Source organism: Rhizobium sp. CFBP 8762 (assembly GCF_014841565.1).
GTDB lineage: Bacteria > Pseudomonadota > Alphaproteobacteria > Rhizobiales > Rhizobiaceae > CFBP-8762.
Genome location: NZ_JACYUD010000004.1, coordinates 198,426 through 219,023 on the forward strand (window position 1 = coordinate 198,426; position 20,598 = coordinate 219,023).

The following is a 20,598-nucleotide window of genomic DNA, read 5'->3' on the forward strand; positions in this document are numbered from 1 at the left end:
GGAGATACCATGACGAGACGACCGCGCCGGAACCACAGCCCGGCCTTCAAGGCAAAGGTGGCGCTTGCCGCGATCAGAGGCGAGCAGACGCTGGTGGAATTATCCCAGCAGTTCGACGTGCATGCCAACCAGATCAAACAGTGGAAAGACCAGCTCCTTGAGGGGGCGACAGGCATTTTTGGCGATGAAGCGAAGACGGAACCGGCGGGTCCAACCGTCGATGTCAAAACGCTGCATGCCAAAATCGGCGAACCGACACTGGAGAACGATTTTTTGTCCGGTGCGCTCGGCAAGGCGGGATTGCCGGACGGAAAGAAATGATCGACCGCGAGCATAAGCTATCCGTCGTGCGCCAGGCGAAGGTTCTCGGCTTCAGCCGTGGCAGCATTTACTATTCTTCACGTCCAGTCTCAGGCCGCGATCTGGCTTTGATGCGGCGGATCGACGAACTGCTGCATCTCGACTACCCGTTCGCCTGAAGTCGGATGTTGGGAGGGCTTTTGAGAGGAGAAGGACTGGAAACTGGCCGGCTGCACGTCGCCACGCTGATGAAGAAGATGGGCATCGAGGCAATCTACCGTCGCCCGAATACCTTTAAACCAGCGCCTGGGCACAAGGTCTATCCATACCTCCTGCGTAAGCTGGCGGTCGCCCGGCACAACCAGGTCTGGGCAATGGACATAACCTACGTTCCGATGGCTCGCGGTTTTGTCTATCTCTGCGCCGTCGTGGACTGGTTCAGCCGGAGGGTTCTGTCGTGGCGGCTGTCGATCACGATGGCAGCAGCCTTCTGCATCGAAGCGGTGGAGGAAGCACTTGCCCGCTATGGCAAGCCGGAAATCTTCAATACGGCCCAGGGATCGCAGTTCACCTCCGTCGAATTCACGGCGGTGCTGAAGAAAGCCGAAATCGCCATCTCGATGGATGGCAAAGGTGCGTGGCGGGACAATGTCTTCGTCGAACGGCTCTGGCGCTCGGTCAAATACGAGGAGGTTTACCTTCACGCCTACAAGACCGTGTCCGAGGCCCGCGCTGGCATCGGCCGATATCTGACCTTCTACAACGGCCGACGCCCACATTCATCCCTTGACCGGCAGACGCCGGATCAGGCCTACTTCAACGCGCTGGCACCAATGATGGTGGCGGCATAATCGAGGCGGAAATCCACTTAACAAAACGCCCGAAACTGTTCAGACAAACCGAGCCAGCTCTATTCGTATGAAATAATATAGGGCAGGCGCGTTATAGATTTCTCATAGGTGCCTGTTACACGACCTGATCGGCCTGTCGCCATCTCGCCTGTGCTGCGGAGTCGATCTACTATCGATCGTGCTGCTTCTGGATTGTTCTGCGCAATAAACCCGATTTGCTCACGCATATCGTCCAGCGCTGCGCGCGCCCAGGTAACAGGACGCCTCACGCCTTACTCGCTTGCTTTGCTTCAACTGCGTCGATCACGCCATAGAGTTCGGCCATTGCCTCGTCATGCGACACGACCCGACCATCTGCCCCGTCCGCTATACCGCGCTTGATGCCATCAATGATCTCAAGCTCACGCTCGACGTAGGCTGCAACGGCCTCACCGGCTAGAAACGACTTGCTACGCCGGGTGTCGGTCGCGATCCGATCAAGCTTTTGTTTGACATCGGGACTAATCCGAATTGTCATCGTAGGGCTAGCTGTCACAGCAGGACCCCCTGTGTTGAATTGTGTACAACTTAACACAAGGCAGATTAGTCTGTCAGCCGTTTCATGATGCAGGTACGTAAAACAGTCTTGCATATGAACACGATTCAAGGTTCGCCGCGCTCGCAAGTCCTACAGGGTCTCCACGGACGCATGACAGTCTGTGGCTTGTGTTATATCACGGTCGTCTGGCCAACAGTTGAGATACGGACATAAGCAAAGGTGCGAGGCATGGCCAAAGCTGTCCGAAACGGGTGCCCTCAGGTGGTTACCTGTCCTAACCGAAACAACCTATCTTCTGAACAGACAAAATCAGACCTGTTCAAAGTGCTCGGTTTCGGACAGGCAACCCTGCCCTACTTGTCCTTCGACGCATCGCGACCCTTTGGTCGCGTCCTGCGTGACCGACCGTCAATACCTATCCTCATCCGTTTCAGGCACTCATTCACTCATTATTTCATTTGAGTATATGATGATTTGAGAGAAAACTCAGATCGTCAAATGAGCGTATCGGATTGGTAGAGCGTCTGGATGTCGCAGGTCAAAATCAACATAAGGCATAACATATAACTTAAGTGAGTGAATGAGCGTATGAACAACACATCATTCACTCTGTTAAGTAATCACACATTTCATCATTTGAGTGATTGAGAAACCAACTCGCGCAAGATTTCTGCTACAGTGCGGCCTTGCTCTACAGCCATCATTTTAAGTCGCTTATGTTCGTCACGTTCAAGATCGAAATTAACGCGTACCGTTGGGCCTTTGTCCGACAAGCTGGCCAATGTTGCCGACTTACGAACATTGCTTGGGCGACCAGCGCTCAACATGCCTTTCTTATCTTCACTCATTTGAACTTCCCCTTATCTACTCAATTGAGTATTTCTTTAATTTCGTTTGCGAGATTGGTAATCTCACGTGCAGCATCACTGGTTGGTTCGAGATCGAGGATTGTCGAACCAACGGCAGCAGAGCCGGGGTAACCAACGCGCTGGGTAATCCTGCTATTCAGGACAGGAAGGCCATATCCATGAAGTGCATCGGTAATTTCGCTTCCGATCTTGGTCCCTTTAATCGCGCGTGACACGACGAAGGCGGCGCGCAGCTTCCCGTCCGTGACCTCGATGCGCTGCTTAACGAGATCAACCAGATCCGCAGTCGCCCATATGTCATACGGGGATGGCTGCACGGGGATAAGAATAAAGTTCGCAGCCTTAATCGCTGAAACAGCAAGGTCAGCTGCCTGCGGCGCTCCGTCGATCACAACAAAATCTTTCCGGGCGATGTTTTTCAAGTCCCGCTCAATTGTCGGCCGGTCGATGCCCACCACGGTAACGGGCTGCTCCTCGCGCACGGCAGCCCAATCGCGGGCGCTACCCTGCGGATCGGAATCAATCAGCAGCACGTCTGCGCCGCCGATCTGTAACGCTCTTGCGAGGTGGGTCGCTATCGTGGTTTTCCCCGCGCCACCCTTTTGGTTCAAAACGGCGATTACGTGCATGGTCAATCCTTGTGTATTTGATGTAATGTGCTTTTACTCAAGTGAGTTTAGTACATTAAACGCATGAGTAAATGGTTAAAAGAGTAACAACTCAAAGCCTCATATACATAAATGAGTAATTTGGCGCTGCTCTAGCCGCAGGCTTTCCTTCGAAAGCCCATACGAGTTTCCCTCATGTTCTGTTGGGGCTGTTTTTGTGATAATTCCTGCAACACCGACCCGCTTTAGCGCGGGTCGGAACCGCCGCAGGGTCGCGTAAGCGGCCCGAACAGCGGCGTCCGCTTTTCTTCCTCTATTATATTAAATCTAGATTTGGTTTCTGTCCGCTTGGCGGACTCGCGCTGTTTGATGAAACCACCGAGCCTCGCCAAGGCCCGACCTATCGGATTATCGCCGACTTCAAAGAGCGCCAGCTGATTGGCCTCCAATGTCTTGCGGTATTCGTCAAACATGGCCTCACGGGTAGCGACAGCGACCTCTGCATCGTCTGACGGGGGAGGGGCATTGCCGTAGCGGCCGAGGCTAGCCTCTGCGCGGGCGGGCAGCATCAGGCGGTAGGCATTACTGGTCTGTTGAAGCTGGGGGCCAGCGCCGTCGTTGTGCGTGGGAATAAACCGGCGCAGCCAATCGACAAAGCCATGGGTGCGCAGCGCCTTCAGCGCCCGAACAATCGCATCGCGTGACCGGCGTAGCTTTCCCATCATCGTCTCGATAGACGGCTCCAGTCGGCCACTGCGGTAGTCCACCATATTGGCCAGAAGATCCAGCACCTCGATGGCGACCGCGCCCAGCGGGCCGTTGCGCTTGCCGCGCTCCTTATTGGCTACCTCGAAGCGGCGGGCTGCTAGAACGATGCGGCGCATGTCCTGTCGGTTTGTCCGTCGCCAAAACGTGCCTTCGCACTTTCCGGCCTCGCGTGAGTTGCGCCGGATCGGCATACGGCTTCGCCGTGACGGCGCTTTGGCAAGCGCCACCCTATAGATATTCGACATGGTTTGTCCCCGACTCCATTGGGAAGGCAGGACGGCAGGCAAAGAAATAGCGTTCCCGGAAGACTCACATCTTGCAGGTTCTTAAAATCTCACCTATGTTGGGAATGAAGATCGAGACCGTAGTCTTTTCCCAACTTAGATTGCTGTCATCCAAAAACCCCTGCCGCGACCAACGGCGGGGTTTTTATTTATGCCCTCATGTTTTCAATATAAAACCTCACGGCTTCCTCGATCAGCGGTGCGCGCGATGACGCTCCACGTTCTTCCTTAATGCGATCCAGTTGTTGAACTGTCTCGGCCGAAAGAAAAGTACTAACAGCCACCCGACCGGCAGCCCTCTGACGCGCCTTATGGGCGGCTGCACGTCTACGAACGTCTTCTGCGGCGGATATGCTGTTTTTCATAGTGACCAGTCACAACATGTTATGGGCGATTCTGCAACCGACGAATTTGATAGATCACTCTTCACCCGGAAAATAGGATAATTGCAAGGGCGGGGAGGGCAGGGCAAGTTGGTCAGGCTTCGCTTTGCCTTTCGCCGGCCGAGGTTTACGCGCGGCGGCTTTCTGTTCGGCCTTGATCTCGTCCAGCTGCCGCAACAAATAACGGGTTTTCGTCTCTAACGATTGAAAGGTAGATTGCATAATTCGTCACCATCGGTTGAAACTCCCTTGCTCCAACGCTAGTCAGACCGATCCGTGTAGCGGAGCCAATACTCGGAGCGGATCAGTCTGACGGGCTACTTTGCACCCTCTTCGGCTTTAGCTTCCGCGAATAGTTTGGCTTCAAGCACCACAGTTTTTGCGATGTCTGGGGTCGGTTCCGGCTGGGGGCGGAATGACACTCTAAGCCGTTGAGGCCTTGGGCCAGAGATATTCGCCGGTCAGTAATATGTGTGCCCAACCCAGCGGAGAGATATGCGCCAGAAGTTCGGGCGGCACATCAAGTCCTTCATTCCGGCGCTCTGCGACTGCATGGCCGAGATGGAGGGTGTTCCAGTAGATGATGATTGCGGTGAGCAGGTTCAGCCCTGCGATCCGGTAATGCTGCCCCTCAGTGGTGCGATCACGGATTTCACCCTGGCGACCGATGCGCAGCGCATTCTTGAGAGCGTGGTGGGCCTCGCCCTTGTTGAGGCCGATCTGGGTACGCCGCTGCATGTCGGTGTCGAGGATCCACTCTATAATAAAGAGTGTCCGCTCCACGCGGCCGACCTCCCGCAGCGCAACCGCCAGATCGTTCTGGCGTGGATAGGAGGCAAGCTTGCGGAGCAACTGGCTCGGCTTGATCTTGCCGGAAGCCATGGTAGCGGCGCAGCGGAAGAGGTCGGGCCAGTTCGCAACGATCAATTCTTCGCGGATTTTGCCGCCGACCAGTTTGCGCAAATCTTTAGGCGTGCCTACGGGATTGAACACGTAAAGGCGCTTCGAGGGCAAATCGCGGATACGCAGGACAAGTCGGTATCCGAGCATGGCACTGGTCCCGAACAGGTGATCGGTGAACCCGGCTGTATCGGCATATTGCTCTCCGACCTGCCGACCTGCCTCGTTCATCAGCAGACCGTCAAGAATGTAAGGGGCCTCACTGACTGTCGCGGGAATAGTCTGTGACGCGAACGGTGCGAACTGATCGTTGACGTGAGTGTAAGCCTTGAGGCCGGGTTCATTTCCATATTTGGCGTTGACCATGTTCATAGCCTCTCCCTGCCGGGCTGAAGGGAAGAACTGGCCATCGCTCGATGCGGTCGTGCCCATGCCCCAGAAGCGGGACATCGGCAGTTTTCGCTGGGCAGCGACCACCATCGCCAGCGCCTGGTCCATCGCCTCGCTCTCGACGTGCCAGCGAGCCAAGCGCGAAAGCTGCCAGTAATCATGCGTGTTCGTGGCTTCCGCCATCTTACGTAGCCCCAGATTCAGCCCTTCCGCCAGCAGGACGTTGAGCAGACCGATCTGGTCGCCGCACGGAACCCCGGTTCGCAGATGGGTGAAAGCCTCGGAGAATCCGAGCGCAGCATCGACTTCAAGCAAGATGTCGGTGACCCGCACGGGCGGCATCCGGCGATAAAGATCGAGGATCAGCTCCTCGGCACTGTCCGGAACGTCAGCCGTCAGCCGGTCGATCCGCAACGTTCCATCCTTGATGCTGCCGTGAGGGATGGTTCCGTCGCGCGCTGCGCGAGCCAGCCGCTTCAGACCATCGGCGAGCCGAGCCCTGCGATCTGTCAGCCAAAGCTGCGGATCAAGGGGAACAGCCAGTCTGGAGTTCGTCTGAGCTGTGGTCATTGGCACCAGGACCTGCTTGAGATCGCCATAGCGGCGCGAATGGTCGAGCCAGATATCACCGGATCGGAAAGCATCGCGCAGGTGAAACAGGACCGCCACCTCCCGGAGGCGGTTATCGCCCTGGTCTTGCGCTCGCAGATGGCGGTGCCATTTCGAATTCGGCCGCAAAAAGCTGTCGGTTGCCGATGGTGATGCTTGCATTTCGCCGATGGCTTTTGCCGCCGCAATCAGGGGCTGGGCTACCGATGCTGCCTTGAGTTTCAGGCATCGCAACATGCGGGGGGCGTATCGGCGGAAGCGATGATATCCTTGTCCGACATGAGCCAATGGGTCGTCCGCCAGCCTATTGCTGAGCTGGGCGCCGGTCGCGACCAATTGTTCGAGCCGGTCCCATTCCGCCGATTTGGCGACCGCCATTTCCAGCGGCACACCATCATTGCGGGCTTCGAGTAGGGAAGCTCCCAGTGCGGTGAAGGCGCGTAGCGTATCGGTGACAGTTGCCTTGGAATCGGCAATCCGTTCTTCATGCAGCCGTTTCGCCTCGCGCCAGGTCTTTCCGACGATCCGGTCATGGGTCTCGACCACCGTATCGGCGATCGCCGCCTCCCATTCCACGGCGCAGACGGCAAGGATCGCCCAACGGCGATCGGAGCTGATGTCGCGCAGACCATCGGTGAAGTAGCGCTCCCCCTGCCGACGCAGGCGTGCGACACGGTGCGGTGGACTGCTGGTGAGGATCTGATGATCAATATCCAGGCCACGCAGGAACTCCAGCCGATCGAGCAGTCGGTTCGCCGCTGCGGAGTTGTTGCCAACCTCGAACTGGCGAAGCCAGATGAACCGGCTGACATTGGCCTCGAGCAGTTCGGTCAGCAACCCATCAAGCCGTTCGCGGGCGTTATTATCGAGCTTTTTCGCGATCCGCGTCTCGATCCGCCGTTCGGCGGCGACCAGCGCGTCCGCACATAGTCGCTCGATTGTCGATACCGCTGGCAAGATCGTCTGAGTTTCACGACAACGTGCGACCAGACGCTGAGCGAGATCCTCGTTCGAACGGGCCTCTTCCGCCTGATCGAAAAGCCAGTCCCGTAGATCACGGGCACCACGACCCGCGAAGGCCTTGTAGCCGTAGATCTCACGCAAAGCCTCCATATGCTCCTGGCGGGTCTGCCGCCGGGCGGCATAGGTGAGAAGCGCATCGGCAGGGACGCCGAGCTGAGCCCCGATGAACGACAGGAGTTCATGCGGGATCACCTCGCCGGGAGCCAGCGCGCGCCCTGGATATCGCAACGCGCAAAGCTGCAGGGCGAACCCCAGCCTGTTCTCCGGCCTGCGGCGTTCCTGGATATGTCCAAGATCGTCGTCGCCCAGTGTGTAATGACGGAGCAGTGACAATTCATCGGTTGGCAAATCGAACAGTGCTGAACGCTGTCGCTCAGTGAGAATATGTCGCCTTGGCATGCCGCAATGTCCCTATTGAAGTATAGTCTGTTTTGGACAACAATGAGCCCATACAAATCAAGGCCTTCCGGCATCAAAATCCACGAGGGTTCAATTGGGACAGCGCGCCGCTCTTTACTGCCGGGTTTCGACTGCCGATCAGTCGTGCGAGCGGCAGGAACGCGATCTGACCGCATTTGCCGGGCGCGCCGGTTACGGCGTCACCGGAATCTTCAAAGAAACGGGTTCCGGCGCGAAGCTAGATCGAGCCGAACGCCGCAAGATCATGGCCCTAGCCCAGTCCCGACAGATCGATGTCATCCTCGTGACCGAACTTTCGCGATGGGGGCGCTCGACGATCGACCTCCTCAACACGCTGCGCGAGCTGGAAAGCTGGAAGGTCTCTGTGATCGCCATGAACGGCATGGCCTTCGACCTGTCGTCTCCACATGGCCGGATGCTGGCGACCTTTCTCTCGGGCATTGCTGAGTTCGAGCGTGATCTCATCAGTGAGCGGGTCAAGTCCGGTCTGGCCGCTGCGAAGGCGCGGGGCAAGAGGCTCGGCCGCCAGACCGGAGAGCGCCCCAAATCTGATAGACTAGCGCCGAAGGTCATGGCGCTGACTGCTCAAGGCCGCAGCTATCGCTGGATTGCACGCGATCTCGGCATCAGCAAAAATACGGTCGCTGACATCATTCATCGACACAAATCAAATGACAGGATTCTCATTTCGACGCCATCCGGAACCGAGCCTTGACGCAACCCCAGACACCATACAGCCCGCACCCCTCACGCTATACCGAGCTTTCGGGTGGAGCCGATCCTGGTCGTGGGATCGAAGCAGTCTGGGTGTCCGTAGCTGACAAGGCCAGCGCCCATCGGGTTCTGCCGGACGGGCGTTGTGATATCATTTTACGGTTCTGCGCCAAGGTAAGTCCGATCAATAGCATCACCGTTGTGGTGACAGGCCCGACGACCCGGCATTATGATGTTGTGGTGGAACCGGGCATGGGCTTTGCTGGTATCCGCCTGCGTCCGGGCTTCTTTCATGCCATTCTGGGGCTGAGCCCCGTGGTTTTGCGGGACGGGAACCTTGTAGGTGAAGCCGCGATCGGGGCCTGCCCACCGCTTGCCGATCTATGTGCAGAGGCAACTTCACCGGACGATCTGCCGGGCCGGCTGGTTGCTTTCGTGCACCACCACATTGCGCTTGGGCACGCCCTTCCGCCCATACAGACCCTGAGCATACTAAGCGCGCTCCATGCTTCCGGTGGCCGACTTCCGGTTCAGGATATCGCGCGCATGCAGGACATCAGCACCCGCACGGTTCAGCGGATCGTGCGGGATGCGACGGGCCTGCCGCCCAAATCCTATGCCCGGATATTGCAGTTTCACCGCGCGCTGCGCCTGCTTCGCGACCATCACATGCGCCCATCCGAAGCGGCGTCTGAGGCGGGATATGCTGATCAGGCCCATATGACCCACGCTTTACGCGATTTCGGTGCACTTTCGCCTGCCCGGCTGGCGGATGTGACACTGGTAACGCTTGGAGACTGATGTCCGATTTTTACAAGACCGGCAGCGCCGCTGCTGGCATGGTCGGGCGAAATGAACAAGGACATCCCTATGACAGTCAGATTCGGCTACACCATTCTCTATGTCCCGGATGTTCGGGCAACTATCGCCTTTTACGAGGCGGCCTTCGGCCTGACGGCTCGGTTTCTGCATGAAAGTAATCTCTATGCCGAAATGGAAACCGGTGCCACCACCCTGGCCTTCGCGGGCGAAGAGATGGCCGAGATGAACGGGCTGGCCATTCGGCCCCTGCGTGCCGGTGATCTGGCCCAGGCGGTGGAAATCGCGCTGATCTGCGACGATCCGCAATCATCATGGGACAGAGCGGTCGCGGCCGGGGCCAGCCCGCTGTCGCCGCCAACGGCCAAACCGTGGGGCCAGATCGTCGGCTATGTCCGCGACCTGAACGGCGGCATGGTCGAGCTTTGCTCCGACATGACAGCAATCGCCTGAGGGGCCATAATGCAACCAACAACAGCCTCTCCCGCCAATACCACACCGCATGTCGCCGCCTCACGCGCGTTCTACATCAAACATTTCGGCGCCCGCCTCGTGTTCGATTGCGGCTGGTTTATCAGCCTCGAATTCGGCCCTGGACTGTCGCTGCAATTCGTGGAACCACAGCCCGAGCAGCCAGCCTGCAACCCCACGGGCCTGACCTATAATTTCCGCGTCGCCGATGTGGATGAAACCTGCAACGAATTTCTGGCCGCTGGCCTCACCCCCGACACCCCGCCCGAGGATCACCCTTGGGGCGACTGCGGCTTTGCGCTGCGCGATCCGAACAGGGTCATGCTCTACATCTATTCCGACCGGGAACCAGCGCCGGAGTTTCGCACCGCCCTTCTCGGCGGAACTGATGCATGAACAGGGTCGAGAACCTGCTTGAAGACCTGCGCCTGCATCGCGGCGCGCTTTTTCCCATTGTCACACGCCTGCGCGCAATGGCGCTGACTTCTGGCCCGGCAATTACCGAAGAGGTCAAATATGGCGGCATCCTCTTTGCATCGAGCACGGGTTTTTGTGGCGTCTTTGCCTACACCAGCCACGTGACGCTGGAGTTCGGCGACGGCAGCGCGCTGCACGACCCGCATGGCGTTCTGGCGGGCAAAGGAAAACTCCGTCGACATATCCGCATCGACAGTGAACACGACCTCGAGGCCAAAAAGGTAGGCGACTACATCAACGCGGCGCGCGCGAGAAGCGATGCTGTCTCGGCGACTGGTCCCAGAACGGCTTTTGTATAAAGGCTTGCAAACGGAGCGGCTTGTCCACGCAAAACAAACGATCTCTTGCTCAGACCTACCGACGCTGGTTAGCGGAAACGCTTAGAGTGTCTTTTCGCCCCCAGCCGGAACCGACCCCTGTCTCGGGTACGCCAGCGGAAGCCTGGGGAGATTTCCTCCCCCGTAACTAAATGCCGCGCGATCCAGCCCCAACCACGTTCATATTGGCGTCACGACACGAAAGTGATCGATCTGTCCGACATTTAAGAACGAACAAAGAACTGGAAGCGACCGACGGCATTCAGCCTGAAGCCGCAAGGCGATTTCCCAATCCCAAATGTTAATGGTGTTTAGCCGTCAGAGAAACGGAAAGACGCCCGCTTCACGTCTTAAAGCGTGTCGCGTCTTTTCGGATTCGAGGATTTCTTTGAGGCTTGAATTATGATTCACTTCTTTGGTGGATGAGAAGTGTCATGGGCAAGCCGCATCCGATTGAATTGCGTGTGCGTGTGGTGGCGTTTGTGAAGGATGGCAACAGTCATCGCGAAGCGTCTCGGCATTTCCGGGTATCGCCGCGTTTCGTCAACAACATGATCATTCTGGAGCGATCGTCCGGCTCGCTGACGCCTTCCAAACAGGGCCATCCGCCCGGCAGCAAGCTAACCGCGTACAGCGCATGGATTGCAGAGCGCCTGGCACAGAACGGCGATCTCACGCTCGATGAACTCTGTGTCGAACGGGCCGAAAGAGGAGTGATGGTTCACCGCGCCACGGTCGGCCGGTTTCTCCATCAGCTTGGACTGAGCAATAAAAAAAAGCCTCATGACCCGCGAGCGGCTACGGCCCGAAATCGCCAAAGCACGTGATCTCTGGATCGACCGCCGCATGCCTTTCTTGCGCAAGGCATTGTCACATCTGATCTTTATCGATGAAACATCGACCAACACCAAACTGACCAAACGCACCGGCTGGTCTGCGAAAGGCCAGCGCTACCATGCCTACGCGCCATTTGGCCACTGGAAGACGCAAACCTTCATCGCAGGGCTCAGATGTCATGGTCTGGTTGCTCCATGGATCGTCAACGCACCGATGAACCAACGGAGCTTCGAGACCTGGATAGAAACGCAGCTCGTGCCGACCCTGTCGAAAGGCGATGTCGTCATCCTCGACAATGTCGGTTTCCACAAGAGCGAGCGCGTGGAACAGTTGGTCCGAACCAAAGGCGCATGGCTGCTGTTTCTCCCCGCCTATTCACCCGATCTCAATCCGATCGAGATGGCCTTTTCCAAACTCAAAGCCCTGTTGCGGAAATACGCAGCCCGCAGCTTCGATGCCATCTCTGATGCGCTGGGCAAAATCGTCGATCTCTTCTCCATCACTGAATGCAGAAACTTCTTTAAGGCTGCAGGATATGAGGCAGAATAGATGCGACACGCTTTAGTGAGGCTGGGCAGGAACACGTCGAACAACAGCGCGGCAGGTGCCATCCACTGATCCGGGGGAATTGTAATTACCGGTGGTGATGGCGAGGACAAAGTCAAAACCGGGGAAGACGAACAGCCGTTGCCCACCATGGGGCAGATTGAAAGTACGTGTAAAAAGTTCACCCAACAAATGTTTTTGGCGCTCGGACGCGTTTGACGATCTCACCGACGCGTCCGCGACTGGCTTTCCCGTCGATTTTCTCTTGTATCTTTCGGATACTGAGGTCGGTTGATGCAGCAAGCACCTCGATCTCGTCAACCAGCGGCATGGGGAGACGTGGCCTTCCGAGATGCTTGCCGCGGGATCGTGCCGCTTGCATTCCAGCGGTAACGCGCTCGCTAATCAAAGAGGACTCCAATTCTGCCATGGCTGCGATGATGGTGAACATAGCGCGGCCCATGGGGCTTGCGGTGTCGATTTGATCCTGAACGCTGATAAAGCGCACGCCGAGGTGATCGAATTCCTCGAGGGCGATCAAGAGGTGACGTGTGGAGCGGGCGAAACGGTCGAATTTCCAGACCAGGACACAATCAACCTGGCGGTTGCGAACACTGGCCATCAGGGCGTTGAGCCGGGGGCGTCCCTCGCGTCGGCCTGACACCGCAATGTCGCAATAATCTCCGACGATCTCCAGTTCGGCACGCTCGGCATAAGCGTGCAGACCGTCATATTGCAGATCTGGCTTTTGGTCCGGCGTGGAAACGCGCAAGTAAAGTGCCGTGCGGTTTTTGGACCGAATGTGACGGTGGACTTGTCCCAGAATGTCTTCCTTTCCGGACGGCGAATCGCTATGTCCTAACGCCTTCAATTCATACACTTTCCGTCGCCCCTTCGGCGGACCCTTTTCTGGACAGATTATGACCTCGATTGACCGCACCGCCTACCCGTGTCCGGGCGACCCTCTGACGGCTGAGGAGCTGAACGTCCGCTACCTCCTAAACGAAGCCGATCTTTTCTTCATTCGTGACAAGACACCTAACGATACCGGTCGCCTGACACTGGCAACTTTGCTGAAGGTACGGCAGGATCTCGGCTACTTTCCCTCGGCAAGCGACGTCCATGTCAGCACGCTCGCCTTTCTGGCGGCACAACTTGATCTGGTCACCATATCTCCGCTGCTCGACGAGACCCGCCAAAAGACGACGCTCCATCGCTATCGAACAGCGGTACGCGTTTATCTCGGCGTGTCGCCTTATTCTGATACCGCCGAGCAGTTGGTTTCGACCACCGTGCTTGCGGCCGCCGAAACTATGAGTGATCCGGCGGACCTGATCAATCGAGCCATTGAAGTTCTGGGCAAGGCATCGATTGACTTGCCGGCCTTCAGCACCCTGGACCGGCTGGTCAACCATTTGCGAACCCGGGTCCACACGCGAATGTACGACTTGGTTACGGCTCGACTGACAGCGGATATTGTCGCGGCTCTGGATGGATTACTGACGGTCACGCCCGGAGTGGCGACAACTCCTTTTAACCGGTTGAAGCAGACGCCTGGACCAGCGCGCCCAGAGACAATCAGGCTGTGGACCGAGCGCCTCCACTGGCTGACCAATCTGGTTGATCCTGATCCGCTGCTGGCAAACATCACCCACACCAAGCTCCGGCAGTTAGCCGCCGAAGCCCGGGCTTTGGAGGTGAGCGAACTTCTTGCCATTGCCCGGCCAGGACGGCGCTACCTCCTGGTCCTGAGCCTTCTGCGGCAGGTCCGCGCGCAATGCCGTGACGAACTCATCGAGATGTTGTTGCGTCGTGTCCGAAAGACGCAGTCCGCCGCCAAGGAAAAGCTCAAAGCGTTCCAGGAGCAGCACGGTGACGTCGAGGAGAAACTGATCGCTGTTCTGGGACAGGTGCTGGAAACGGCTAAGGAAGGCGAGAGCGACACCGATACTGGACGTCGCATCCGCGCCTTCTTTGCCGAGCAGGGCGGCGTCGAGGCGTTGTCGCAGCAATGTGAAACGGTCAGCGCCTGGCATCGCAGCAACGATCTGCCGCTGCTGTGGCCAATCCACGCCAAAACCCGCAGCCTCTTGTTCCAGCTGCTGGACTTGATGGAGATTCGCTCGGCGACACAGGATCGCAGCCTGCTTGACGCATTGTCGATCGTGATTGAACATCGTCACGCCCGCCGTGACGAATTGGCCGGACCTCTTGACCTGAGTTTTGCCTCGCAGCGATGGCAAAGCTTCGTGTGGAAGCGCCGTGGTGGCAGTACAGTGGTCGATCGTCGCGCGCTCGAAGTCTGCGTCTTCATCCATCTGGCGGACGCGCTGCAAGCAACGGATCTGTTCGTTGTCGGCACCGAAACCTTCGATGATTACCGGACTCAGCTCCTGCCTTGGCCGGATTGCGAAGCGCGGCTGACAGAATATTGCGATGCGCTTGGCCTTCCCAGGAGCGGTGAACACCTTGTCGACCAATTGCGTCGAGAACTGACGGCCACAGCAGCGGCGGTCGATGCAAACTTCCCCACCAACGCGGAACTGACCATTGACGCTGATGGCGTGCCGCACCTCAAACAGCTCAAGGCCGCATCGCTGCCCGAGGGATTGCAGGTCTTCGAGACGGAAGTCCATACTCGCATGCGTGAACGCCACCTGCTCGATATTCTCAAGGACGGGACTTTCTGGACCAACTTCACGCGCCACTTCGGGCCTCCATCCGGAGCTGATCCGAAGCTCACAGGAGCCGAGCAGCGCTATGTCTTCACGACTTTTGTCTATGGCTGTAATCTCGGCCCGGTTCAGGCCGCCCGCCATGCTCCAGCTATTGCCAGCGCCGATACGTTGCGCAGACTCAATGCCCAGCATATCAACACGTCCAAGCTCGAAGCCGCGATGACGGACCTGATCGACGCCTATAATCGCTTCCCCTTGCCGAAAATCTGGGGCGCCGGCCGAGCGGCCATCGCTGATGGCACGCATATCCCGCTTCGCGAAAACAACCTCCTGGGTGCCCAGCATATCCGTTATGGTGCCTATGGTGGCATCGCCTATCACCACATCGCCGACAACTATATCGCGCTGTTCACCACCTTCATCCCCTGCGGCGTCTGGGAGGCGGTCCATATCTTGGACGGCCTCATGAAGAACCGATCCACGAATCCAGCCGGACATCCTCCATGCCGACACCCAGGGTCAAAGCGAGCCTGTCTTTGGTCTTTCCCGCTTTCTCGGCATCATGCTGATGCCGCGTATGCGCAACTGGGGTGATGCCACCTTCTATCGTCCTGACAAATCGGTGCGCTACCAGCATATTGACAAGCTCTTCACCCGCGAAATCGACTGGAGCTTGATCTCGACGCATTGGCAGGACATGATGCAGGTGGTCCTCTCCATTCAGGCTGGCATGGTCTTACCCTCCATGTTGCTGCGCAAACTCGGGTCGCACAACCGGAAAAGTCGCCTGTACCAGGCCTTTCGTGAACTCGGTCGGGTCGAGCGTACGCTGTTCCTGCTGCGTTATATCGCCAATCCCGAGATCCGGCGCACCATCCGCGCCGAAACCACCAAAATCGAATCCTTCAACGATTTCCTCGATTGGATCACATTCGGCGGTCCAATCATCAAGAGCGGGGATCCGGTCGAGCAGGAAAAGCAGGTCAAATATGCCAGCCTGGTCGCGAACGCTATCATGCTTTCAAATGTCGCCGATTTGACCGAGACTCTTGCTTCCATGGCCGATGACGGCCTGAACGTCACGCCGAAGCTTGCTGCGGCCCTCAGTCCCTACACCCGTCGGCACATTCGCCGATTTGAAAAGTACGAACTCGATATGGACGACCGGCCTCCGCCTCTCGTGCCGAAACAATTGCCCTTCGACATGCCCATGTGAACTTTTTATACGTACTTTCAATCCACCCCTTACGTGCTCGACGGCCTCCTTCACAACGAAAGCTCCGTCGAAATCCATGAGCACGCGACCGATACAGCCGGTGCCACCGAAACGACTTTCTCGATGTTCCATGCCTTCGGCTACAGACTCATTCCCCGTATCCGCAATCTCGGCAATCGCAGGCTCTTCGTCATCGATCGCCATCCGACGTACGAACCGCTTGATGCGCTGATCGCGGGAACCGTCAACATGGCTGTCGTCGAGCAGCTCTGGGATGAGGTCTTGCGGCTGAAGGCTTCGATTGCTGCAGGACTGGTGCCGCCCTCCGTGATCCTCAAGAAGCTGGCAGCGTCGCCGCGACAAAACCGGCTGAACCAAGCCCTGCGCGAAATGGGCCGGATCGAGCGCTCGATCTTTATCTGCGATTGGCTGCTCGATACGAAATTGCGCCGCAGATCGCATGCGATCCTCAATAAGGGCGAAAGCCGTCACGCTCTTGCACGCGCTATCTTTCTACACCAGCTCGGCGAACTCCGCAACCGCGTCGCCGAAACCATGGCCTACAGGGCGTCCGGCCTCAACCTCGTCGTCAACGCGATCATCCTATGGAACACGGTCTATCTCAGCCGCGCCGTCGATTATACACGCAGCCAGGGCATTATCATTCCGGACGAACTGCTCTCCCAGGTGGCACCCTTACCCTGGGCGCATATCGCGCTCACCGGCGACTACCTCTGGAACGAAATTGATCGCCCCCTCGAACGCTTCAGGCCACTCCGCACTAACCGCTTCAATCCAAACAACTTCAAATTCCCTTAGCGTGTATTAATGTAGAAATGCCCACGGAGCCCCTTGTAGAGTTCAGTGTCATAGGCACGTTGGATTTCGCGATTCCGTTTTGGCGGAATGACGACACCAATTCCTATTTCTGCGATCCTTTCGACGAGATGATCCGCGTCGTAACCTTTGTCGGCTAACATTGCATCGGCCTCGATACCCTCGACAAGGTCGTGGGCCAAGGCGATGTCGTTGCGCTACCCGGGAGTGCCGATCAGGCGTATCGGCAGGCCGAGCGCTTCGGTCGCTGCATGGATTTTCGTGCTCAATCCGCCGCGCGACCGACCCAGGCCTTGGGCATCCGCCCCCCTTTTTCCTTGCGGGCTCCGGCTGCATGCTGATGGGCGCGCACGATGGTGCTGTCGATCATCAGCCATTCGAGGTCTGCTTCGCGCACCAGAACGGCGAGCATGTCATCAAGAACGCCCATCTCTATCCAGCGATAATAGCGCCGCTTGACCGAGCGATAGTCGCCAAGTCGCTCTGGCAGGTCGCGCCAGCGTCCTCCCGAACGGGCCATCCACAACAGTGCATCCAGAAATGTTCGATTATCCGTGCGAGGACTACGTTTGCCTTTGGTGCCACCTGGCACAAAGCCCTTGATCCGTTCCCATTGATCATCCCGAAGGGCATCGCAATCCATCACCGACCTCCAAAAAGTCAGTGTGAATCTCATTTGCACACCTTTGGGAATCCCAAACCTTAAATCGTCACCACGACCTAGTCACCTGAATCTGAAGTTCGGCTCTTTGTTTTTTGGCAAAATCGTTTGACGGAGGCAAGGATTTGGTCCGCGGATTTTACCATCTGTAAGGCTTCGGGTTCTCGTTATGTGTGTTGATAAAGGCTTCGATGTCGGCCTCAAGCTCAGCGGTGGAACGATGAACGCCGCGTTGCAACTGCTTGCATGTCAGCTCAGCAAACCATCGCTCGACCTGATTGATCCAGGACGCGGAAGTTGGTGTGAAGTGAATATGCCAATGCGGACGGCGTGCTAACCAGGCTTTGATCCTCGGCGTCTTGTGGGTCGCGTCATTGTCCATGACCAGGTGCACATCCGGTCCCTTGGGTATCTTGGCATCAATCCGCTTCAGGAAGTCGAGGAATTCGCTGGCTCGGTAACGTTTGTAACACTGCCAATCACAGCGCCAGTGGCAACGTCGAGCGCAGCAAACAGCGACGTCGTGCCATTGCGCACGTAGGTGTGGGTTCGCCGCTCTGCTACGCCCGGCGCCATGGGCAGAACTGGCTGTTCGCGATCCAGCGCCTGGATTTGCGATTTTTCGTCGACGCACAGCACGATCGCCCGGTTCGGTGGTGACATGTAGAGCCCGACGATGTCCTGCACCTTGTCGACAAACAACGGATCGGAGGACAGTTTGAATGTCTCCGAGCGATGCGGCTGCAGACCAAATGCACTCCAGATCCGACGGATGGTGGTGTGCGACAGCCCGCGATCTGCTGCCATAGAGCGGATGGACCAATGTGTGGCATCCTTCGGAGTGGTGTTCAGTGTCCGTTCAACGACTTCTGCAACCTGCACATCGGAGACGGTCCGCGGCCGACCCGCCCGGTATTCATCAGTCAATCCATCAATGCCATCCTTGGCAAAACGGCGGCGCCACTTGCCAACCGTGTGCTCATGGACACCGAGCCGGTCGGCAACATCCTTGCTGGAAAGGCCCGCTGCACGAAACAAGACTATCCAGCATCGATCTGAAAGCGAGCGAGGTGCTTTGTATCAACGAACCTGGGATTCAAGAAAATCCCTATCTCCCTCACTCAGCGTCAAAATGTCCGCTCGCCTGCTCATGATCACTCGACCTCCTACTGTTGCTGCAGAAGAAAACAAAATGATGATTATTTTAGTTCCAAGAGACTAGACATTTAGAAGAGGATTGCTCAAATTTTCCTCTCTTAATATTAGAGATATTATATGTTAATCATTTTATGGTTGCTATCTCACTCACCAATTGCAGGTATTGATTGCGTTTTTGTAATTGACAGCTCTACACAATTAACCTACCGTACAGGCTATAGGGGAACAATAAATCGAATGCAACCGAATTTTTCTCGCCATAAGTGCTTTCCAAATTGTGTTCGACATTCGCTTAAGATATTGATTTGTATGTTATATATTATTTTTTAGCTTTCATTAGGCGGGACGAACACATATGAACACTCTATGCATAGGAGAGCGCATTGAGTTCGGCTGCGGGTCAATTTACTCTTATAGAGTGCAATCTTCTAGGGATATCGAAAATACTCGGCGCGTGCGAGATATTATCAATATTGGCGCAATTGCGTTCGGTCGGTCAACGAAGTACGGGCACATTACATCGACAGCGTTCATAGTTGACGGTAGCCGAACCCATGCACTGATGATGCACCACCGGAAGCTCGATTTCTGGCTGCCGCCAGGCGGGCATTGTGATGGCGACAACGATGTCCTTCGCGTAGCAAGGCGAGAGGCCAAGGAAGAAACCGGCCTCAGTCACCTAGAGCTAACGAGCGGGGAAATCTTCGACATCGACATTCACACGATCCCAGCCAATGCCAGCGAAGAAGAGCACCTTCATTTTGATATACGTTTCATGTTTGAGGCCGATCGTTCACTTCCAACACTTGGAAATGCAGAGTCAACGTCTGTTGCGTGGATTGACATTGCCAGCTTGCCGAGCGTCACAGCGATGCAGTCGGTTCTCATCCTCAAGGACAAATTGGAGCTGTAATGAAAATCGGTTTCATCGGATTTGGCGCTCATATGCGGGAATACCTCCTCCCAACCTGGAGGACATTTTTCGGCGTCGAAATTGCAGGCATTTGCGACATTGATCCTCGTAAGAGACAAGAAGCAGTTGCGCTTTGCGGTATCCGAAATGACATTGTGTTTGACGATTATCGAGCGATGATGGACACTACTAAGCCCGATGCCATTGTCGCAGCTTGCTACCCAAACGAACACTTTCGAATTGCAAGGGAATCGATTGAAAGATCCATTCCGGTCTTCATAGAGAAGCCGCTAGCCTCGACTATGGCTCAGGTCGAAGACTTAATCGAACAAGCTGCGCGAAAAAATATTGTTACAGCAGTTGGCATGAATTTTCGTTTTGCAGAAGTGACAAAACGGTTATCGGAGATTGCTGGCGGCCATTTTAACACGATATCGCTGCGTCAGTTAGCAAACAAGCCAGCTGGGTGCCTGTGGGATTACACAAGTCCGCTCAAGTCATTTCTCCATGCACAAACCATTCACGGCCTCGACATGCTAATTTACCTGTGTGGACCAGTGGATAAATTAGACGTTGTTCACGACAACCATGGCGATTGCATTATTTTTACCACGGTGATGCGCTTCTCAAGTGGCGCTCATGGTAGCCTGATTACTAGTAATACCTCCCCACACTTCGTGTTTGATTTCGATGCAATCTGTCGCGACACGGTCCATGTGACTGCTCGTTCGATGTGGGACATCACGGTGTCCGAAATCGGAAAAACCTATGTCAACGGCGAGCAGAAGAAGTGGCGTGACTCATGGACGCCCAGCCCACTTGCTTCAGGCTTTGATCGTTCAGGTTTCCGCGGTGAGATCGAAGATTTTATCGCTACCATCCGGGCGAACAGGGGCGCATCAGGATCGTCTACCGCCTTTGCAACGCTGCATGAAACGTTCCGCTGCCTGGAAGAAATTGAAGCCCAATGCCAAAGTAATCCGACCATCGTAAAAGAACTGGCCTCGTAAA

General features: G+C 56.5%; 20 protein-coding genes and 4 pseudogenes. 12 read left to right on the forward strand and 12 right to left on the reverse strand.

Going from position 1 to position 20,598, the window contains the following annotated elements:
* The first annotated feature begins 9 nt into the window (after positions 1–9).
* Positions 10–1,151 (forward strand): annotated as a pseudogene (locus tag IFT84_RS11575) (IS3 family transposase).
* Between the two features lie 59 nt (positions 1,152–1,210).
* On the opposite strand, the gene IFT84_RS11580 reads toward IFT84_RS11575, so the two are convergent.
* The 8 genes from IFT84_RS11580 to IFT84_RS11615 form a co-directional block, all read right to left on the reverse strand.
* A complete protein-coding gene (locus IFT84_RS11580) occupies positions 1,211–1,420 on the reverse strand; it encodes a type II toxin-antitoxin system RelE/ParE family toxin (RefSeq protein ID WP_192119482.1) in 210 nt (69 codons plus the stop codon).
* Entirely contained in the window at positions 1,417–1,686 is a 270-nt protein-coding gene (locus IFT84_RS11585) for a CopG family ribbon-helix-helix protein (protein WP_192119485.1), read from the reverse strand. The genes IFT84_RS11580 and IFT84_RS11585 overlap by 4 nt, the downstream gene beginning before the upstream one ends.
* A 635-nt stretch (positions 1,687–2,321) precedes the next feature.
* On the reverse strand, positions 2,322–2,537 hold the full coding sequence (locus IFT84_RS11590; RefSeq protein ID WP_192119487.1) for a plasmid partition protein ParG: 216 nt from the start codon (positions 2,535–2,537) through the stop codon (positions 2,322–2,324).
* 20 nt (positions 2,538–2,557) lie between these two features.
* Positions 2,558–3,187: a ParA family partition ATPase gene (parA, locus tag IFT84_RS11595; protein WP_192119489.1), complete on the reverse strand. Its 630-nt coding sequence runs from the start codon at positions 3,185–3,187 to the stop codon at positions 2,558–2,560.
* Positions 3,188–3,411: 224 nt separating this feature from the next.
* Complete coding sequence (locus IFT84_RS11600) at positions 3,412–4,179, reverse strand: helix-turn-helix domain-containing protein (protein WP_192119491.1); 768 nt, start codon at positions 4,177–4,179, stop codon at positions 3,412–3,414.
* A 188-nt stretch (positions 4,180–4,367) separates the two neighbouring features.
* A complete protein-coding gene (locus IFT84_RS11605) occupies positions 4,368–4,583 on the reverse strand; it encodes a ribbon-helix-helix protein, CopG family (protein ID WP_192119493.1) in 216 nt (71 codons plus the stop codon).
* A gap of 54 nt (positions 4,584–4,637) precedes the next feature.
* Complete coding sequence (locus IFT84_RS11610) at positions 4,638–4,823, reverse strand: hypothetical protein (RefSeq protein ID WP_192119494.1); 186 nt, start codon at positions 4,821–4,823, stop codon at positions 4,638–4,640.
* Positions 4,824–5,024: 201 nt separating this feature from the next.
* Positions 5,025–7,922, reverse strand: coding sequence for a Tn3 family transposase (locus IFT84_RS11615; protein ID WP_192119495.1), 2,898 nt, complete (start codon positions 7,920–7,922; stop codon positions 5,025–5,027).
* A gap of 94 nt (positions 7,923–8,016) precedes the next feature.
* On the opposite strand from IFT84_RS11615, the gene IFT84_RS11620 reads away from it, so the two are divergent.
* The 7 genes from IFT84_RS11620 to IFT84_RS21460 all read left to right on the forward strand — a co-directional run bounded on the left by IFT84_RS11620 (position 8,017) and on the right by IFT84_RS21460 (position 12,127).
* Positions 8,017–8,658, forward strand: coding sequence for a recombinase family protein (locus IFT84_RS11620; RefSeq protein ID WP_192119497.1), 642 nt, complete (start codon positions 8,017–8,019; stop codon positions 8,656–8,658).
* Entirely contained in the window at positions 8,655–9,458 is an 804-nt protein-coding gene (locus tag IFT84_RS11625; RefSeq protein ID WP_192119498.1) for a helix-turn-helix domain-containing protein, read from the forward strand. Before IFT84_RS11620 ends, IFT84_RS11625 begins: the two co-directional genes overlap by 4 nt.
* 69 nt (positions 9,459–9,527) lie before the next feature.
* Entirely contained in the window at positions 9,528–9,929 is a 402-nt protein-coding gene (locus IFT84_RS11630) for a VOC family protein (protein WP_192119500.1), read from the forward strand.
* A gap of 9 nt (positions 9,930–9,938) precedes the next feature.
* Positions 9,939–10,343, forward strand: a complete 405-nt coding sequence (locus IFT84_RS11635) for a VOC family protein (RefSeq protein WP_192119502.1) — start codon at positions 9,939–9,941, stop codon at positions 10,341–10,343.
* Entirely contained in the window at positions 10,340–10,723 is a 384-nt protein-coding gene (locus IFT84_RS11640; RefSeq protein ID WP_192119504.1) for a DUF1801 domain-containing protein, read from the forward strand. The genes IFT84_RS11635 and IFT84_RS11640 overlap by 4 nt, the downstream gene beginning before the upstream one ends.
* 452 nt (positions 10,724–11,175) lie before the next feature.
* Positions 11,176–11,568 carry a helix-turn-helix domain-containing protein gene (locus tag IFT84_RS21455; RefSeq protein ID WP_244651191.1) on the forward strand — a complete coding sequence of 131 codons (393 nt, stop codon included), beginning with the start codon at positions 11,176–11,178 and terminating at the stop codon, positions 11,566–11,568.
* Positions 11,525–12,127 (forward strand): IS630 family transposase, encoded by a 603-nt coding sequence (locus tag IFT84_RS21460; RefSeq protein ID WP_244651192.1) that lies wholly within the window; start codon positions 11,525–11,527, stop codon positions 12,125–12,127. Before IFT84_RS21455 ends, IFT84_RS21460 begins: the two co-directional genes overlap by 44 nt.
* A gap of 178 nt (positions 12,128–12,305) precedes the next feature.
* Here the strand turns inward: IFT84_RS21460 and IFT84_RS11650 are convergent, their stop codons facing one another.
* Positions 12,306–13,004, reverse strand: coding sequence for a recombinase family protein (locus IFT84_RS11650; RefSeq protein ID WP_192119506.1), 699 nt, complete (start codon positions 13,002–13,004; stop codon positions 12,306–12,308).
* Positions 13,005–13,044: 40 nt separating this feature from the next.
* Here IFT84_RS11650 and IFT84_RS11655 point away from each other — a divergent pair.
* Together IFT84_RS11655 and IFT84_RS11660 are read left to right on the forward strand one after the other, a co-directional pair.
* Positions 13,045–16,018 (forward strand): annotated as a pseudogene (locus IFT84_RS11655) (Tn3 family transposase).
* A 33-nt stretch (positions 16,019–16,051) separates the two neighbouring features.
* A complete protein-coding gene (locus IFT84_RS11660) occupies positions 16,052–16,837 on the forward strand; it encodes a Tn3 family transposase (protein WP_446737591.1) in 786 nt (261 codons plus the stop codon).
* Between the two features lie 32 nt (positions 16,838–16,869).
* Here IFT84_RS11660 and IFT84_RS11665 read toward each other — a convergent pair.
* From IFT84_RS11665 to IFT84_RS21470, 3 genes and pseudogenes are all read right to left on the reverse strand, one after another.
* Positions 16,870–17,498 (reverse strand): annotated as a pseudogene (locus tag IFT84_RS11665) (IS5 family transposase); the annotation flags it as partial.
* A gap of 157 nt (positions 17,499–17,655) precedes the next feature.
* The gene (locus IFT84_RS21465; RefSeq protein WP_342212864.1) at positions 17,656–18,150 is read right to left on the reverse strand and encodes a transposase; all 495 of its coding nucleotides are present in this window, start codon (positions 18,148–18,150) and stop codon (positions 17,656–17,658) included.
* Positions 18,042–18,554: pseudogene (locus tag IFT84_RS21470) on the reverse strand (IS630 family transposase); the annotation flags it as partial. The gene IFT84_RS21465 and the pseudogene IFT84_RS21470, both read right to left, overlap by 109 nt.
* Positions 18,555–19,029: 475 nt before the next feature.
* On the opposite strand from IFT84_RS21470, the gene IFT84_RS11675 reads away from it, so the two are divergent.
* The gene (locus IFT84_RS11675; RefSeq protein ID WP_192119508.1) at positions 19,030–19,587 is read left to right on the forward strand and encodes an NUDIX hydrolase; all 558 of its coding nucleotides are present in this window, start codon (positions 19,030–19,032) and stop codon (positions 19,585–19,587) included.
* Complete coding sequence (locus tag IFT84_RS11680) at positions 19,587–20,597, forward strand: Gfo/Idh/MocA family oxidoreductase (protein WP_192119510.1); 1,011 nt, start codon at positions 19,587–19,589, stop codon at positions 20,595–20,597. The genes IFT84_RS11675 and IFT84_RS11680 overlap by 1 nt, the downstream gene beginning before the upstream one ends.
* Position 20,598 lies beyond the last annotated feature (1 nt).

Coding starts and splice junctions, on each gene's coding strand:
- IFT84_RS11590 (WP_192119487.1), bottom strand. CDS start 2,537: ATGAGTGAAGATAAGAAAGGCATGTTGAGCGCTGGTCGCCCAAGCAAT.
- parA (WP_192119489.1), bottom strand. CDS start 3,187: ATGCACGTAATCGCCGTTTTGAACCAAAAGGGTGGCGCGGGGAAAACC.
- IFT84_RS11600 (WP_192119491.1), bottom strand. CDS start 4,179: ATGTCGAATATCTATAGGGTGGCGCTTGCCAAAGCGCCGTCACGGCGA.
- IFT84_RS11605 (WP_192119493.1), bottom strand. CDS start 4,583: ATGAAAAACAGCATATCCGCCGCAGAAGACGTTCGTAGACGTGCAGCC.
- IFT84_RS11610 (WP_192119494.1), bottom strand. CDS start 4,823: ATGCAATCTACCTTTCAATCGTTAGAGACGAAAACCCGTTATTTGTTG.
- IFT84_RS11615 (WP_192119495.1), bottom strand. CDS start 7,922: ATGCCAAGGCGACATATTCTCACTGAGCGACAGCGTTCAGCACTGTTC.
- IFT84_RS11630 (WP_192119500.1), top strand. CDS start 9,528: ATGACAGTCAGATTCGGCTACACCATTCTCTATGTCCCGGATGTTCGG.
- IFT84_RS11635 (WP_192119502.1), top strand. CDS start 9,939: ATGCAACCAACAACAGCCTCTCCCGCCAATACCACACCGCATGTCGCC.
- IFT84_RS11640 (WP_192119504.1), top strand. CDS start 10,340: ATGAACAGGGTCGAGAACCTGCTTGAAGACCTGCGCCTGCATCGCGGC.
- IFT84_RS21455 (WP_244651191.1), top strand. CDS start 11,176: ATGGGCAAGCCGCATCCGATTGAATTGCGTGTGCGTGTGGTGGCGTTT.
- IFT84_RS21460 (WP_244651192.1), top strand. CDS start 11,525: ATGACCCGCGAGCGGCTACGGCCCGAAATCGCCAAAGCACGTGATCTC.
- IFT84_RS11675 (WP_192119508.1), top strand. CDS start 19,030: ATGAACACTCTATGCATAGGAGAGCGCATTGAGTTCGGCTGCGGGTCA.
- IFT84_RS11680 (WP_192119510.1), top strand. CDS start 19,587: ATGAAAATCGGTTTCATCGGATTTGGCGCTCATATGCGGGAATACCTC.